Origin of the sequence: Geotalea toluenoxydans JCM 15764 (assembly GCF_001311985.1) — a bacterium.
GTDB lineage: Bacteria > Desulfobacterota > Desulfuromonadia > Geobacterales > Geobacteraceae > Geotalea > Geotalea toluenoxydans.
The window spans coordinates 55,068-69,805 of record NZ_BBCJ01000013.1 but is presented as its reverse complement, the minus strand read 5'-3'; the positions used below and the strand labels follow the sequence as shown (position 1 = coordinate 69,805).

General features: G+C 56.8%; 7 protein-coding genes, 1 tRNA gene and 6 pseudogenes. 3 read left to right on the top strand and 11 right to left on the bottom strand.

Annotated features, from left to right (window positions below):
* Positions 1 to 10: 10 nt before the first annotated feature.
* Positions 11 to 502, top strand: coding sequence for a signal peptidase II (gene lspA, locus JCM15764_RS10195; protein ID WP_054695304.1), 492 nt, complete (start codon positions 11 to 13; stop codon positions 500 to 502).
* Positions 503 to 686: 184 nt separating this feature from the next.
* Positions 687 to 887, top strand: a complete 201-nt coding sequence (locus JCM15764_RS10190; RefSeq protein WP_012645488.1) for a hypothetical protein — start codon at positions 687 to 689, stop codon at positions 885 to 887.
* A 12-nt stretch (positions 888 to 899) separates the two neighbouring features.
* Here the strand turns inward: JCM15764_RS10190 and rdgC are convergent, their stop codons facing one another.
* From rdgC to JCM15764_RS10125, 11 genes and pseudogenes are all read right to left on the bottom strand, one after another.
* On the bottom strand, positions 900 to 2,075 hold the full coding sequence (gene rdgC, locus JCM15764_RS10185) for a recombination-associated protein RdgC (protein ID WP_054695301.1): 1,176 nt from the start codon (positions 2,073 to 2,075) through the stop codon (positions 900 to 902).
* Positions 2,076 to 2,286: 211 nt separating this feature from the next.
* Positions 2,287 to 2,844, bottom strand: a complete 558-nt coding sequence (locus JCM15764_RS29540) for a CopG family antitoxin (protein ID WP_243688723.1) — start codon at positions 2,842 to 2,844, stop codon at positions 2,287 to 2,289.
* Between the two features lie 73 nt (positions 2,845 to 2,917).
* The gene (locus JCM15764_RS10170; protein ID WP_054695292.1) at positions 2,918 to 3,268 is read right to left on the bottom strand and encodes a helix-turn-helix transcriptional regulator; all 351 of its coding nucleotides are present in this window, start codon (positions 3,266 to 3,268) and stop codon (positions 2,918 to 2,920) included.
* A 407-nt stretch (positions 3,269 to 3,675) separates the two neighbouring features.
* Positions 3,676 to 3,924, bottom strand: a complete 249-nt coding sequence (locus JCM15764_RS10160) for a hypothetical protein (RefSeq protein WP_054695287.1) — start codon at positions 3,922 to 3,924, stop codon at positions 3,676 to 3,678.
* Positions 3,925 to 3,961: 37 nt separating this feature from the next.
* Complete coding sequence (locus tag JCM15764_RS10155; RefSeq protein ID WP_054695284.1) at positions 3,962 to 4,348, bottom strand: YbgC/FadM family acyl-CoA thioesterase; 387 nt, start codon at positions 4,346 to 4,348, stop codon at positions 3,962 to 3,964.
* Position 4,349: 1 nt separating this feature from the next.
* Positions 4,350 to 7,528: pseudogene (gene glnE, locus JCM15764_RS10150) on the bottom strand (bifunctional [glutamate--ammonia ligase]-adenylyl-L-tyrosine phosphorylase/[glutamate--ammonia-ligase] adenylyltransferase).
* Positions 7,500 to 8,559: pseudogene (gene mtnA / locus JCM15764_RS10145) on the bottom strand (S-methyl-5-thioribose-1-phosphate isomerase). The pseudogenes glnE and mtnA overlap by 29 nt, the downstream one beginning before the upstream one ends.
* Positions 8,560 to 8,810: 251 nt before the next feature.
* Positions 8,811 to 10,248, bottom strand: a pseudogene (gene gatB / locus JCM15764_RS10140) (Asp-tRNA(Asn)/Glu-tRNA(Gln) amidotransferase subunit GatB).
* 22 nt (positions 10,249 to 10,270) lie between these two features.
* Positions 10,271 to 11,727 (bottom strand): annotated as a pseudogene (gene gatA, locus JCM15764_RS10135) (Asp-tRNA(Asn)/Glu-tRNA(Gln) amidotransferase subunit GatA).
* Between the two features lie 55 nt (positions 11,728 to 11,782).
* A pseudogene (gatC, locus tag JCM15764_RS10130) lies at positions 11,783 to 12,069 on the bottom strand (Asp-tRNA(Asn)/Glu-tRNA(Gln) amidotransferase subunit GatC).
* Between the two features lie 138 nt (positions 12,070 to 12,207).
* Positions 12,208 to 14,447, bottom strand: a pseudogene (locus JCM15764_RS10125) (ATP-dependent helicase).
* Positions 14,448 to 14,610: 163 nt separating this feature from the next.
* Here JCM15764_RS10125 and JCM15764_RS10120 point away from each other — a divergent pair.
* Positions 14,611 to 14,701: transfer RNA gene (locus JCM15764_RS10120), tRNA-Ser, on the top strand.
* Positions 14,702 to 14,738 lie beyond the last annotated feature (37 nt).

The window sequence follows — 14,738 nt, the reverse complement described above, 5'->3', positions numbered from 1 at the left end:
TCAGGTAACCATGAGCTTCAAGTACATCGCTTTCACAGCCATCTCAGTGCTGCTGATCATCATCGATCAGTTGACCAAGCTCTATATCGACAGGGTGATGGACCTTCACAGTTCCATCACCGTAATCGAAAACTTTTTCAACATCACCTACATGCGCAACAAAGGAGCTGCCTTCAGCTTTCTCTCAAACTTCAGCTACCGCATCCCCTTTTTCATCCTTGTCTCGGTAGTGGCCATTCTGGTCATTCTCAGCGTCGTCTACCGGCTGCGTCCAGACCAGAAATTCGCTGTCGTGTCGCTGGCATTGATTTTTGCCGGGGCGCTTGGAAACCTGATCGACCGGGTCCGGCTGGGCGAGGTAATAGACTTCCTCGACGTCCACTGGTACCGCCACCACTGGCCCGCCTTCAATGTAGCCGACTCGGCCATCTGCGTCGGAGTATTTCTCCTGGCCGTCGACATGTATCTGGAAGAAAGACGGCAAAAAAAACAGGGGCCGTAAGCGATTCATACCGCTTTCAGCCCCCGCCTTTTTTCTCTGCCTGTTTTCCCTGCCCCCACCCTGCATTAACCACGAAAAAATAATTAAAGTATCTGCATCATAGGTCGATAATAGTTAGACACCGCAAAGTCAGCCGAAAAATCCGGCGGCTTTCTGCCATCTATACTCAGGAGACCGCGATCAGATGAGACACTTGCCAAACACCCAGATCAGAAAACTCAGAGAATACGGATATGGCCTGAATGGAGAAAACTGGCTCAAAATTTCAAGACATGACTATGCCGAGGAATGCTTCAGCATCGTCAAGATCGTCAATGGTGACACCTTGGCAACCATCTACATACCGGCAGACATCATGGCCGCCACTGAATTTGATATCTGTTGAGACTGTGACGGTTCAGAGGGCATCGGATTCGGCAAGCCACTTGCCGATCCGGGCGGATTCCTCCTCCCAGCCGCTACCCAGGCGCAGCTCGAGGAAAATGAAGTAGAGGCTGTCGAACAGCTGTAACCCCTGCTCCAGCACGAACATCCGCTCGAAAAAAACCGCTTCCTTTTCGCTGTGCTCATCGACGCTGTCATCCTTTTCCAGCCTTACCGCCGGTGCTCTCAACGAAGCAAAGTGGAACAGCTCCCCCTTTAGTGTCACCCGCCAGGTGTGTTCTTCCTTTTCCAGGTAGAGGGTCGCTTCGGTGATCCGCTTGCCATTCTGCAAAGCAGTGCGCACTTCGCTGAAATGATCCTGCGGTCCGGCAACGGTGATCTTCTGCTGCCCGTTTTCGCCACTGCTGAGCAGGACCAGGCGGTCGTTGACATAGGCCGCAAAAGGCTCGTTCATTTCCCCATGCCCCCCGCATGTGATCCGGTACTCGGAAGTGTCATGCATAGTGCGGAACATTACCCACAGAAAGAAATCCCAGCCAAGCCACTGGTTACTCCGGATGAGATCGAGGGCCGCATCGCTCCCCGCCTGATTTGCCTGCGCAAGCGCCGGCTTGAGTTCCTCCGTCACGACCTGCTCCGCCCGTGCATAGGGATGCACCGCCACCAGCCGCAGACCGTCGAAGGTCTTCTTGAATTGGCCCTCGAAGAGCTCAATTATCGCCGGTGACAGGGACGCAAAGGTGACGAGACCGGTCCTGGTATCCCAGACGGCATCCCAGGTTGAAGGAATCGGCAGTGTCTTGGCCAGCAGCATGCCCCGAACCGCTTCCTTCATGTCCTCCTTTTTCTGCTTCGGCACCCGCGACAGTCCCGGATTTTCGGCCAAATACTCATGCTCGGCTACCTGCTGGTAAGCCTTGACCAGGGCAGCAGGAAGGCGACGCTGGTCGCGACGCAGGGTGAAGACCAGGTAATGATCGCGCCAGAAGGCGCCGGGTGCGGCAAAATCGCTCTGCCGGTGATCGTCCAGATGTACCCAGCCAACGGAAAGCTCGGCAGTACCCTGGTCTATGGACTTGAAGCCGTTCCCGGCCAGGCGCTGGGAGGCCCATTGAAAAAGGTCGCCAGCGGGGAAATCCCCGGCGACCCGGAACTGACAGATGCTGATGGTGTTGGACAAAATACCCATCGATAACCTCCTCGGAAAAAATTGGAAGCTTGCAGAGATACACCTTTTGCCCACGCGGGGCAAGGAGATTTTGGTTATGGTTTTCCAAGGCGGGCAGACAGGCGGAACAATTGCCCAGGAATAATTAGGTGAGAAGATGGCCCATTGTTAATGGCGCAGAGCCTCGATCTTTAGTAAGTATGCAGCAGTACAAGTAAGCTCATGCAAAACCTTAGTGCCCATGTCCCTCGTGCAGCTTCTCATGCAGCCAGATCTTGATCAGCGATTGATACGGTACATCTTTGCTGTTTGCTGCTGATTTGATTCCCTCGAGCAGGGAAAGGGGCAATCGCAGAGAAATCGACTGGGTCGTCGGCTTCAGGCTAGGAAATGACACCCGTTTCGCCTGTGTCCAATCCACATAATCGGCGGAATCATGCGTTTCCCAGAACTCGCGTTCTTCCTGCTCACTGGCGAATTCAGGAATTTTCTTTCGTTGAGTTCTCATAAAAAGTTCGCTCCTTGCGGTGCATGTCCCGCGCCGAAATAACCCGCAAGCGGGTGTTGTCGTAGCGCAGGGTAAAGGTGACGTGCAAGAGTCTGCCTCTTCAGTGACACCAAGGGCATGAAAACGGGGTTCCTGGACACTATGTACTGCATCGGCAAGCGATACCAGAGGCTCATTAAAAAATACCTGCTCGGCTTCAGCCTGAGAAACGCCATGTTTCTCATTCTTACGGGCGTTGCCGATGTCCCAGTCAAAGCCGGTTATTCGATGCAGGTCAATCATGGTTGTATACTACTATAATATACAGGCATGTGCAAGGAAGGCGTCAGCTGATCCATGATCTTTCACCCTGGCGTTACAACAGCCGGCGGTAATCGCAGTTCAGTGCTTCGGCAAGTCTTTTGGCTCTTTCCTTACCAATGCCGCGTTTGCCATTTTCCATCTCGCTGATATGGTGCTGCGGAATCCCGGTCATCTCAGCGAGCCTCTTCTGGGTCAGGCCTTCGCGGTTGCGATACGCCCGCAACGCCACCTCCTGCTCTTTGCCCATGTACTCCGGAAATGTCTCGGCAATGGAGAAGTTTTTCTCATCTCCAGCCTTAATAGACTCAGCGTACCGTCGTAACAAAGGCACCTTGCTTCGAGGAACACGCAAGGTAACAGTTACAAGCTCTTCAGTAGGGTGCTCTTTCGTGTGTACCCGCATAGATTATCTCCACAGTTATGGCCCCACGATCCTCAGTCCAGACAGCCACATACGTTGGATGCCCTTTCTTCAGATGACAGTGGTGCCGATTATTCACCAACTTGCCGTAATTGGGCCAGTCTCCCCTTACCGGCCTGAGGCCTCAATATCTTTTGCAAGTTGGAAAAGCAGCTCACGAATTTTAAGCGGCAGTTTTTCCTTCTGCTTCCGTGCTTTGCCGGTAAAGGTAACGGTCCACTTCATGCGGGAATAATATACCCATAAAAGGGATTTTTCAAAATTTAATTTAGTGCCCTACAAAAAGCAGAGGCGGCCAATCAGGCCGCCTCCTAGTGTTTCTGTGTACTGCCTCCCATCATGGTTAATGGCTGAAGTCAGTCTTCTTGTAGATTACAAACCACTCTTAGTTACGGTTTCTGCCCATCACTGGCCGATTTCATCGCCTCGTCCAGGTCCTGATTGCGGTCATCATTCTTGTTGAGGGTGTTATCCACATTCCTGCGGATGGCGGTGCCGTCGTAGCCCACCGCCGATGCACCTTCCAGCTTCTTGGTTTCCTCGCGCCCCTGGTACTTTTCGCTGCCTTGCGGCTGGCTGGAAGAGCTGCATCCGGCGAGGATGGTGGCGAGGGCGCAAAGCATTATTATTGCTTTCATGAATTACCTCCTTTTTCGGTCTTGCCAAGGCGCACAGCTATTCCCCCCGGAGAGTCTCCAGCAGGTCAGCCGGCAACCTTTTCGCCTTCATGCCGGGGCCGACACAGACCAGCTTTATGGCGCCTGCCACTAAAAGCATGTCGTCCACTGCCCGGATCACCTGCTGGCCCAGAACAAAGGAGCTTTTCCCCACTTCAAGCACTTCGGTCTCCACCCGGAGCAGGTCGTCGTGCCTGGCGGGGGCGCGGAAATCCACCTCCGCCCGAACGACGGGAAAGATGCAGCCCCGTTCATGGAGCTCCCGCACCGACAACCCCCTCCGCCGGAAGAATTCGGTCCTTGCACGTTCGAAATAATGGAGATAGTTGGCATGATAGACGACACCGCCGACGTCCGTGTCCTCATAATAGACCCGTATTTCCACCCTATTCTCCTTCGACCACGAAAATGTGGTCGTAGACCCGGCGCACTTCACCGGTAATCTGTTCGTAATCCCGGATAAGCGCTTCTCGGGGTGCTTCAGCTGCGGATCATACCCCAGACGGCGGGCAAGCTTGTTCAGGTACTTGGCCGGCCCCCCAAGATCATTCATGGAATAGTCATGAATAATGCGCAACCGGTTTTCCAGGCGGCGGAGGAATTTGTAACCGCTTTGCAGCACGTTAAACTGCTCTTCTCCGATAAGTCCGCAGGCTTTCATCCCCTTCATGGCCACCAGGGTATTGGTGCTGCGGATCTCCGGGCACGCCACACCATGCTTCAGCTGGAGATACTGGACGATGAACTCTATATCTACGATGCCACCGCGGCCGGTTTTGATGTTGTAACTCCCCTCCGACTCCTTGGCCAGTTCGTTCTCCATGCGCATGCGCAGGCGATGGATCTCTTTACGCACCTCATCCCCGCAACCGGTGCCGTAAACTGCCTGATGGACGACTTCTTCCACCTTTGATTTAAGCGATCCGATGCCGAAGGCAACCCGCGCCCTGGTCAGGGCCTGGCGCTCCCAGATCTGGGCATCTTCACGGTGGTAGTTGACGAAGGAATCCAGAGAAGTTACCAGCGGCCCCGCATTGCCAGAGGGGCGGAGCCTGGTGTCGATCTTGTAGACGTACCCCTCCCTGGTCTGAGTGGTGAGGATAAGGATGATCTTCTGGGCCAGCTTGGCGAAATACTCGTGGTTGGTGATCTGTTTTTCGCCGTCGGTCATGCCCTGATGATCGTAGATATAGATCACATCCAGGTCCGAGTGGTAATTGAGTTCGTTGCCCCCCAGCTTTCCCATGGCCAGAACGGCAAAATGGGCCTGCTGCACGCTGTCATCCTGTTCCTTGCAGGTGGGACGGCCAAAGCGGTGCAGCTCCTGCTTGGCCATGCGGCAGGCGGCGGCAAGACAGACATCGGCCAGAGTGGTGAGTTGCACGGCAATCTCCGTCTGTCCCATTTTGCCGTAGATATCGTTGAGACCGATGCGGAGAAATTCCTCATGGCGGTAACGGCGTAGCGTATCGAGCTTTTCTTCGAAATCCTCCGCCTGCTCCAGGAGCGAGGCAAGCTCCCCTTCCATCACCTCCGGACTTTTCATGGAGGTGGCGTAGCTGCGGGAAACCATGCTGTCCAAAAGTTCAGGATGGCTGATGAAGATCTTCGACAGGAATTCGGACATGCCGAAGAGGGAAATCATCAGTTTGAGGATTTCCTTGTTTTCTGCCAGCAGGGCGAAAAAGGTCGACCTGGAGCCGACGGCACAGAGAAAGCGCTCCAGGTTGGTCAGTGCCATGTCCGGGTCGGGCGAGCTGAAAATCTCCTGCAACAGGAGCGGGGCGATGTTCTCCAGCATCCGCCTTCCCCGCTCGGTGAGATGGGCACGGGGGGGACCGTCACGGAGCATGAGCAGGTTTTCGTAGGCGGTATCCACATTCTCGAAGCGGCACTCTGCCAGCATATCCTTGATCAGGTCAGGATCAGCCTTGCGGTCGAAAAAGAAATAGACCTCCGGCTGAACCTCTTCCTTGAGGCGCTCGTCCCGGGAAAGGAACAGTGCCCCATAGATGGCGGAGACCCGGCGGCGGTGGGATTCGAGAACCTCGCAGAATTTGGCCAGACCGTTGGGACGAAGGTAACCGCAGCGTCTGGCCAGGGCCAGCATTTCATCTTCCTTGCGCGGCAGGCTGTGGGTCTGCCGCTCCTGGACCACCTGGATGCGGTGCTCCACAAAGCGCAGGAAACGGTAGGCCTCACTCAGATCCGCGCAATCCTCAGCCGTGATGATCCGGGCATCCCTCAGAGTCTCCAGCGCCTGCAACGAATTCTTCACCCGCAAGGCCGGATTTTTCCCTGCATAGACCAGCTGCAGCGCCTGGATAAAAAACTCGACCTCCCGTATTCCGCCCCGGCCCAGCTTGATGTTGTATTCACCTTCCTGGGAACGGGCCAGGGAAGCATCGATCTTCTTCTTCATGGCCATCATGTCTTCGATCAGGTTGTAATCCAGATACTTGCGGTGAACAAAGGGCTGGATGGCGGCAAGAAATTTCTCTCCCAGCTCCAGGGACCCGGCGACCGGCCTGGCCTTGAGCATGGCTGCCCGCTCCCAGGATTGCCCCCACGACTCGTAGTAGATCTCTGCTGACCTGATTGAAGTGGCCACATCGCCGCTTTTTCCCTCCGGACGCAACCCCAGGTCGACGCGGAACACAAAACCGTCCTCGGTGACCTGGGAAACTGCTTTGCTGACCATCTCCGCCAGTTTGACGAAAAAGGCGTGCAGCGAAATATTTCCCTTTTTCTGACCTTGCCCGTCGCCGATGCCGCTGGTCTCGCCATGATCGGAGGAATAGAAAAAGATGATGTCGATATCCGAGGAGAAATTGAGCTCCCGGCCGCCGAATTTGCCCATGCCGATGATGGTCAGGTCTGCCTCGCCCTCACCTTCTGAAGTCTGCATCATTGGCAGGCCATGCTCGGCAATCAGCTGACGGCGTGCCTCCTCGTAGGCCACCTGCAGGCAAGCAGCGGCCAGAGAAGAAAGCTCGGCGGTAACCTCTTCCAGGGGGGCCAATCCGTTGAGATCACGGGCGGCAATGCGCAGAATCTCCGTTAACTTGAAGCGGCGCAGCAGAGGAAAGATATCCTGCCAGGCTACATGGGGTCCCATCTGTCGGCGGAGAGCTGCGAGCATGTCCGCCTCGGACCGGCGAAGGTCGATTCCCTTGCAGGTGAATAATTCGTGAAAATAGCTCTGATCCCGACAGATGATGTTGGTGAGAAATGGAGAGGAGCCGCAAATGGTGAGGAGCCGTGCCAACATCACCTTTTTGCCGCAGATGGTCAGCAGCTCATCTTTGGAGACGATGCAGCTGATCCGTTCCAGGTTGTTGAGGGCCATGTCCGGTGTGGGAGTGGCCAGTGCACCCAGGGCGATGGCGGAAAGGATTTCTGTATCGAAGATGTAGGCGAGAAGACGGAGATTTGTCGCTGAGCGGGGTCCGTACCCATACCCCTTTTTTTCGAGGAAGGCGATGAGTAGCCGGTCACCGTCGCATTCAGGGTCACAGGCAAGAGCAGCCTGGAGCTCATCCGCAAACTGGCCATTGCGGATCATTGGCCACCAGCGCCTTCAGTTCTCTCTCGTAATCCCCCCGCACCACCCCTTTTCGGTGATGATGCCCGCAATATATTTGGCAGGAGTCACGTCAAAAGCCGGATTGCGCACCTTGACCCCTCGGGGGCAATGGGCAGGCCCTGCAGGTGGGTCACTTCACAGGCATGGCGCTCTTCGATGGGGATCTCGTCGCCGCTCTTGAGGGAAAGATCCAGGTCGATACGGGAGCAGCCACATAGAAAGGGATCTTGTTTTCCTTGGCCAGCACGGCAACGGAATAGGTGCCGATTTTGTTGGCGGTGTCCCCGTTTGCTGCAATACGGTCAGCGCCGACGACGCAGGCAGTAATGACCCCCTTCTTCATGAAAAAGCCGGCCATGTTATCGGCGATGAGGGTAACCGGAATGCCGTCCTTCATCAGCTCCCAGGCGGTAAGGCGGGCTCCCTGGAGCCAGGGGCGCGTCTCGTCGGCAAAGACCTGGATATTCTTCCCCGCCTCATGGGCGGCACGAATCACCCCCAGGGCGGTACCATATCCGGCTGTAGCCAGCCCGCCGGCGTTGCAGTGGGTGAGAACGGTGGCTCCTTCCCGGATCAGCGGCGCGCCATGACGGCCGATGGCGCGGCAGATCTCCAGGTCTTCTTCCTCGATGCGGATCGCCTCTGCCTTGAGAGTTTCCCGGATAAAGTGAAGGTCCCTGTCCCGGTTGTTCCGCCACCCGTTTCATCCGCTCGATGGCCCAGAAAAGATTGACTGCGGTGGGACGGGTACGGGCCAGGACATCACAGACGTTGCTCAGCTGGCGAGAAAAGGATTCATAGGTATCGGCAATGATCTCGCGGGCGCCCAGGGCCACTCCCATGGCTGCCGCCACGCCGATGGCGGGAGCTCCGCGGATGATCATGCCGCGGATCGCTTCGGCGACACTCTGGAAATCCTCATATTCGTTGTAGACCTCTTCACCCGGCAGCCGGGTCTGGTCGATCATCACCACCTTGTTGTCGCGCCATTCGATTGTTCTGAAAGACATTGAGTATCCTCTGTTTAAGATTCACCTGGAGGTTTCTGGAAAGTGACGGCTGCCGTGACTTCGTCCGTTCGTTCGGTCGCCACAGCTGCGGACCTTGCACCGCCTCTCATTCTCGTAGATTTATATCAGCTCGCCGCAGATATGCCTCTGTTCCCTGTACGGCGGGCGTCCGCTCGCCGCTACGGCTCTGTCACTCTCTCCCGAAGCCACGGCAGCCTCCCGAAATGTCTGATCACTCTTTTATTGGATCGCTACCCCTGGAGCTTCTTCAAAAGCAGCTCGTTCACAACCGCCGGGTTGGCCTTCCCCTTGGATGCACGCATCACCTGGCCGACGAAGAAGCCGAAGAGTTTGTCCTTACCGCTACGGTATTCCGCCACCTGCCCCGCTTCCCTGGCCAGCACCTCGTCGATGATCCGCTCGATCTCCCCCGTGTCGGAAACCTGCACCAACCCTTTCTCTTCAACGACCTGGGCGGGCGGCTTGCCGGTCCGCCACATCTCATCGAAAACGGTCTTGGCGATCTTGCCGGAAATGGTCCCCTTGTCGATCAGCTGCAGCAGCTCGGCAAGGAGCTGGGGGGTGACCGGTGTATCGGTAATGGATCGGCTCTCTTCATTGAGGGCACGGGTCACTTCCCCCATGACCCAGTTGGCGACCGGCTTCGGCTGGGAATGGAACTCAAGGCATGCCTCGAAATAGTCGGCCAGCTCCCGGCTGGCGGTCAGGACCTCGGCGTCATAGGCCGGCAGACCCAGCTCATCCATGTAGCGCAACCGCTTTGCCTCGGGAAGCTCCGGCAGCCCGAGCCGCACATCCTCCACCCAGTCGTTGCTGATCACCAGCGGCACCAGGTCCGGATCGGGGAAATAGCGGTAGTCATGGGCCTCTTCCTTGCCGCGCATGGAACGGGTAACGCCGGTGTTCGGGTCGAAGAGGCGGGTCTCCTGGACGATCTTGCCGCCATCCTCGATCACCTCGATCTGGCGTTCGATCTCGTATTCTATGGCCTGCTTGACGAACTTGAAGGAGTTGACGTTCTTCGTTTCGGTGCGGGTGCGAACTTGTCGGCACCCACCTTCATCACCGAGACGTTGGCATCACAGCGGAAGCTCCCCTCCTCCATGTTGCCGTCGCTGATCCCCAGGTAGACGACGATCTGGTGCAGTTTCTTCAGATATGCCACCGCCTCGTCGGCGGAGCGCAGGTCCGGCTCGGAAACGATCTCCAGGAGCGGGGTACAGGCGCGGTTCAGGTCGACGCAGGAATCATCCCCCACCCCCGGCACATCAGCGTGGACCAGTTTGCCGGCATCCTCTTCCATATGGATGCGGGTGATGCCGATTCTTTTTGCCGTGCCCTCCACCTGGATATCCAGATGACCGGCGCTGCAGATGGGAAGCTCGTACTGGCTGATCTGGTAGCCTTGGGAAGATCGGGATAGAAGTAGTTTTTCCGGGCAAAGATGCTGCGCGGCGCAATCTGGCAATTGGTTGCCAGGCCGGCCTTGATGGCATATTCCACTACCTTGCGGTTAAGAACCGGCAACGCTCCCGGCATACCCAGACAGACAGGGCAGGTCTGGGAGTTGGGCTCGGCGCCGAATATGGTGGAGCAGCCGCAGAAGATCTTGGTGTTGGTATTCAGTTGGACGTGGACCTCAAGTCCGATGACAGCTCTGTATTCCATGGGAGTTCTCCGGTTGGTTTTATTACAATGCCGCTCTGCGCTTGTGCCAGTCGGTATTCTGCTCGAAGGCGTGGGCAGCACGGAGGATGCTCTCCTCGCCGAAGGGTTTGCCGATCAGCTGCAGACCGATTGGCAGCCCGGCCCGGCTGAGGCCGGCAGGTACCGAGATACCGCAAGTGCCGGCCAGGTTGACCGGAATGGTAAAAATATCAGAGAGATACATCTGCAAGGGATCACTGGTCTTCTCGCCGATCCTGAAGGCCGGGGTCGGGGCCACCGGCGTCAGCAGCACATCCACCTGCTCGAAAGCCTTGATGAAGTCATGCATGATCAGGGTACGCACCTTCTGCGCCTTAAGATAGTAGGCGTCGTAATAACCGGAAGAAAGGGCATAGGTGCCGAGCATGATCCGCCTCTTTACCTCCTCGCCGAAGCCTTCGGCACGGCTCTTCCGGTACATGTCCAGGAGACTCTGGGCCGCTTCGCTCCGGTGGCCGAAGCGGGCACCGTCGTAGCGGGCCAGGTTGGAGCTGGCTTCGGCGGTGGCAACAAGGTAATAGGTGGCAACGGCATAATCGGTGTGGGGGAGGGAGACCTCTTGAAATTGGGCTCCCATTTGCCGGTAGGTGGCGATGGCCTCCTCCATGGACTTCTGCACATCGGGATCGAGCCCCTCGATGTAATATTCACGGGGCAGGCCTATCTTCAGCCCCTTGACCTCACCGGTCAGCGCTTTTGTGTAATCGGGCACCGGCAGATCGACACTGGTGGAATCCTTGGCGTCATAACCGGCCACCGCCTCCAGCATGATGGCACAGTCAGTGACATCACGAGTTACCGGTCCGACCTGGTCCAACGAGGAGGCATAGGCGATGACCCCATAGCGGGAAACCCTGCCGTAAGTGGCTTGAGGCCGACACAGCCGCAGTGGGAAGCAGGCTGGCGGATGGAGCCCCCCGTATCAGTACCAAGGGTAGCAGTTGCCTCTTGTGCGGCGATGGCAGCAGCGGAGCCCCCCGAAGAGCCGCCGGGGATGCAATCCAGCTTCCATGGGTTGCTCGTCTTGCCGAAATAGCTGGATTCGGTGGAGGAACCCATGGCAAATTCGTCCTGGTTCAGCTTGCCGACCAGCACGGCTCCCCTGGCTTTCAACCGGGCGACGCTGGTGGCGTCGTAGGGTGGGACGAAGTTTTCCAGGATGCGGGAGGCGCAGGTGGTGCGGATTCCCTTGGTGAGAAAGATGTCCTTGAGGGCCACGGGAATGCCGGTAAGTGTCACCATGTCGCCATCGGCAATACGCTTGTCAGCCTCCGCAGCATCTTTCAGCGCCTGATCGGCGGTAACGGTGATGAAGGCATTCACCTTCGGTTCGACCGCTTCGATCCTCGCCAGCATTGACTTGGTCGCCTCCATTGAGGAGACTTCCTTTTTTTTCAGCTTATCGTGCAACTCATGGATAGTCAGTTCGAAAAGTTCCATATCTGCTCCGGGTGTAATAATGCATTCAAAGGGCCGCCAAGATCGGCAGCAAAAGTCACTCGATCACTTTCGGCACGCGGAAGAAGCTCTCCGCCCGCTTCGGCGCGTTGGCCAGGGCGTTGTCGATGCCGATGGAATCACGGACCTCATCCGCACGGAAGGCGTTTTCCATGGGCACGGCATGGGCAGTCGGCACGATGCCGTCCGTATTCAGTTCGTTCAGTTTGTCCACGTAGCCAGGATGGCATCCATCTGTCCGGTGAACGTTTCCGCCTCCTCGCCGGTCAATTCCAGGCGGGCCAGCAGGGCAACCTTCTCCACCTCATCTTTGGTGATCTTCATATGTTGACTCCCAGTGGGGTAATAAGTAAAAGCATGCCTTTGTACCATGAACAGTGGCAAATGACAAGCCGAGGGGAATCCCATGTAACCTCGAATTTCGAACCTAGAACCTAGAACTTAGAACGTAGAACCTCTTTGTTAAGCCCGCTCCAGCCCGGCGAACTTCACCAAAAGCTTCTTCGGTCCGACCGAGTTGAACCAGACGATCACCTTTTGTTCATTGCCGCTCCCCTCGATGCGGCGGACGGTGCCGACGCCGAACTTGCCATGGCGCACCTTCATCCCCAACCAGACACCGTCTACCGTCTCATCTGGAACCACCTGCACCTCATTGGCCAGTTCCGGTTCCAGCTCCATTTCAAAAACCGAAGCCAGATTATGGACCGGTCCCTTTTCTACAGCAGGTTCACGAGGAGGCACTGCCCCCAGGCCCGAGCCAAAGCCGAAGGCGGGCTGCTGGTAGCCTTCGTCTTCCACATCCAGCAGCTCTTTCGGAATATCAGCGAGAAACCGTGACGGAGAATTGTACTGCTCCTGACCGAAGATTCGGCGACGCCTGGCATTGGTCAGAAACAGCCGTTCCCTTGCCCGGGTCATGCCCACATAGCAGAGCCGTCGCTCTTCCTCCATCTGCTCCGGTTCCTCCAGGGAGCGGGCATGGGGGAAAAGCTTTTCTTCCATGCCGACCATGAAGACCAGGGGAAATTCCAAGCCTTTGGCCGAATGGAGCGTCATCAGCGTTGCGGACTCACGTCCCTTCCCTTCCTGCTCCAGGTCAGATATCAGTGCCACCTGTTCGAGAAAGGCCGCCAGGGTCCGCTCTTCAGTGCGCCGTTCGAATTCCTCCAGGGCAGACAGGAGCTCCTCAAGGTTGGCCAGTCGGTCCTGGGACTCATCGGTGCGCTCTTCCTTCAGCTTCATGGCGTAACCGGTCTCCTGGATGATGCGGGAGGTAAGTTCGGTGAGCGGCACGGCGTCCATGAGCTGCCGGAACTGCTCCAGAAGCCCGACAAAACCGGCAATCTTGCCCCGTGGACCGGCCGCCAGCAATCCCCCCTCCGCTGCCTCGGAAAGGGCCTCGTAAAAGAGTATTCCCTTGCGCCGCGCCAGCTCGGTGATTTTTTCCATGGTAGCATGGCCGATGCCGCGGGCCGGGGTATTGACAATCCGCTTCAGGGAGACCTCGTCGGCCGGATTAATCAGTACCCGCAGATAGGCAAGGATGTCCTTGATCTCCTGGCGGGCATAGAAACGCATGCCACCAATCATGTGATAGGGGATGCCGTCGGCCACCATGCATCTTCAACCACCCTGGATTGGGCGTTGGCGCGATAAAAGACTGCCACACCCGCCAGGTCGCCTCCCTTACGCACATACTGCTCGATCTGCCTGCAAACAAAACGCGCCTCTTCCCGTTCGTCCATCAGACGCCGGTAGACGACCGGCTCGCCCGGTGGATTCTCCGTCCAGAGGGTCTTCGCCTTGCGGCCCCGGTTTTTTGCCACCACCGCCCCGGCAGCGGAAAGAATGGTGCTGGTCGAACGGTAATTCTGCTCCAGCTTCACCACCTTGACACGGGGAAAGTCATCTTCGAAATCGAGGATGTTGCGGATATCCGCCCCCCGCCAGCGATAGATGGACTGGTCATCATCTCCCACCACGCAAAGGTTCTGTCGATTGCCGGCCAAGAGCTTAACCAGCCGGTACTGGATCGGATTGGTGTCCTGGTATTCATCCACCTGAATCCAGCGATAACGATCCTGGTAGCGAGCCAGAACCTCCGGAAACTGCTCGAAAAGCCGCACCGTCAGCAGCACCAGATCGCCGAAGTCCAGGGCATTGCACTGCTGCAGACGTTTCTGATATGCGGCATAGACCTGCCCGATCTTGTCGGCCATGTAATCGCCCATCGGCAGATCATCCGGAGTACGGCCGGCGTTCTTGCAATCATCAATGGCAGCGGTAAAGAGTTTGGCCGGAAATCGCTTTTCATCCAGATGCAGCTCGGCAACGATCTCCTTGATCAGTTTCTCCCCATCCTTGTCATCATAAATGGCAAAAGAGGAGTCATATCCCAGGTGATGGATCTCCCGTCGCAGAATTCGAGCGCAGGCAGAATGAAAGGTGGAAATGAGAGGGGTTTCGCCGCCAGGGAGCAGTTTTTCGACCCTGCCGCGCATCTCCGCAGCTGCCTTGTTGGTGAAAGTGACCGCCAGGATCTGCCATGGCGGCACGCCTCGCTCAGTGATAAGATAGGCGATGCGGTGGACAATGACCCGGGTCTTGCCGGAACCGGCGCCGGCAAGAATCAGGAGCGGCCCTTCGCCATGGAGCACCGCGTCCTTCTGGGGTGGATTGAGGTTGTGGAGCAGATTCATAGATATCCCATCGTGCATGTTAATAGGCGAAATCCTAAATTTTTTGCCGCCTTAAATCAAGTTTTTCTTCCGCCCGGCCATGGGTTCCCACGGTGGCACTCCGGGAGCGGCAAGAAAAACCTTTACAAAATATGGTAGCCTATACTAATATCTCTATTTCCGTGGAGAGATGTCCGAGCGGTTGAAGGAGCACGCCTGGAAAGCGTGTGTACGTTAATAGCGTACCGAGGGTTCGAATCCCTCTCTCTCCGCCAGATTAAAACATGAAAACTGGCGTACCCGCTTAGCCCT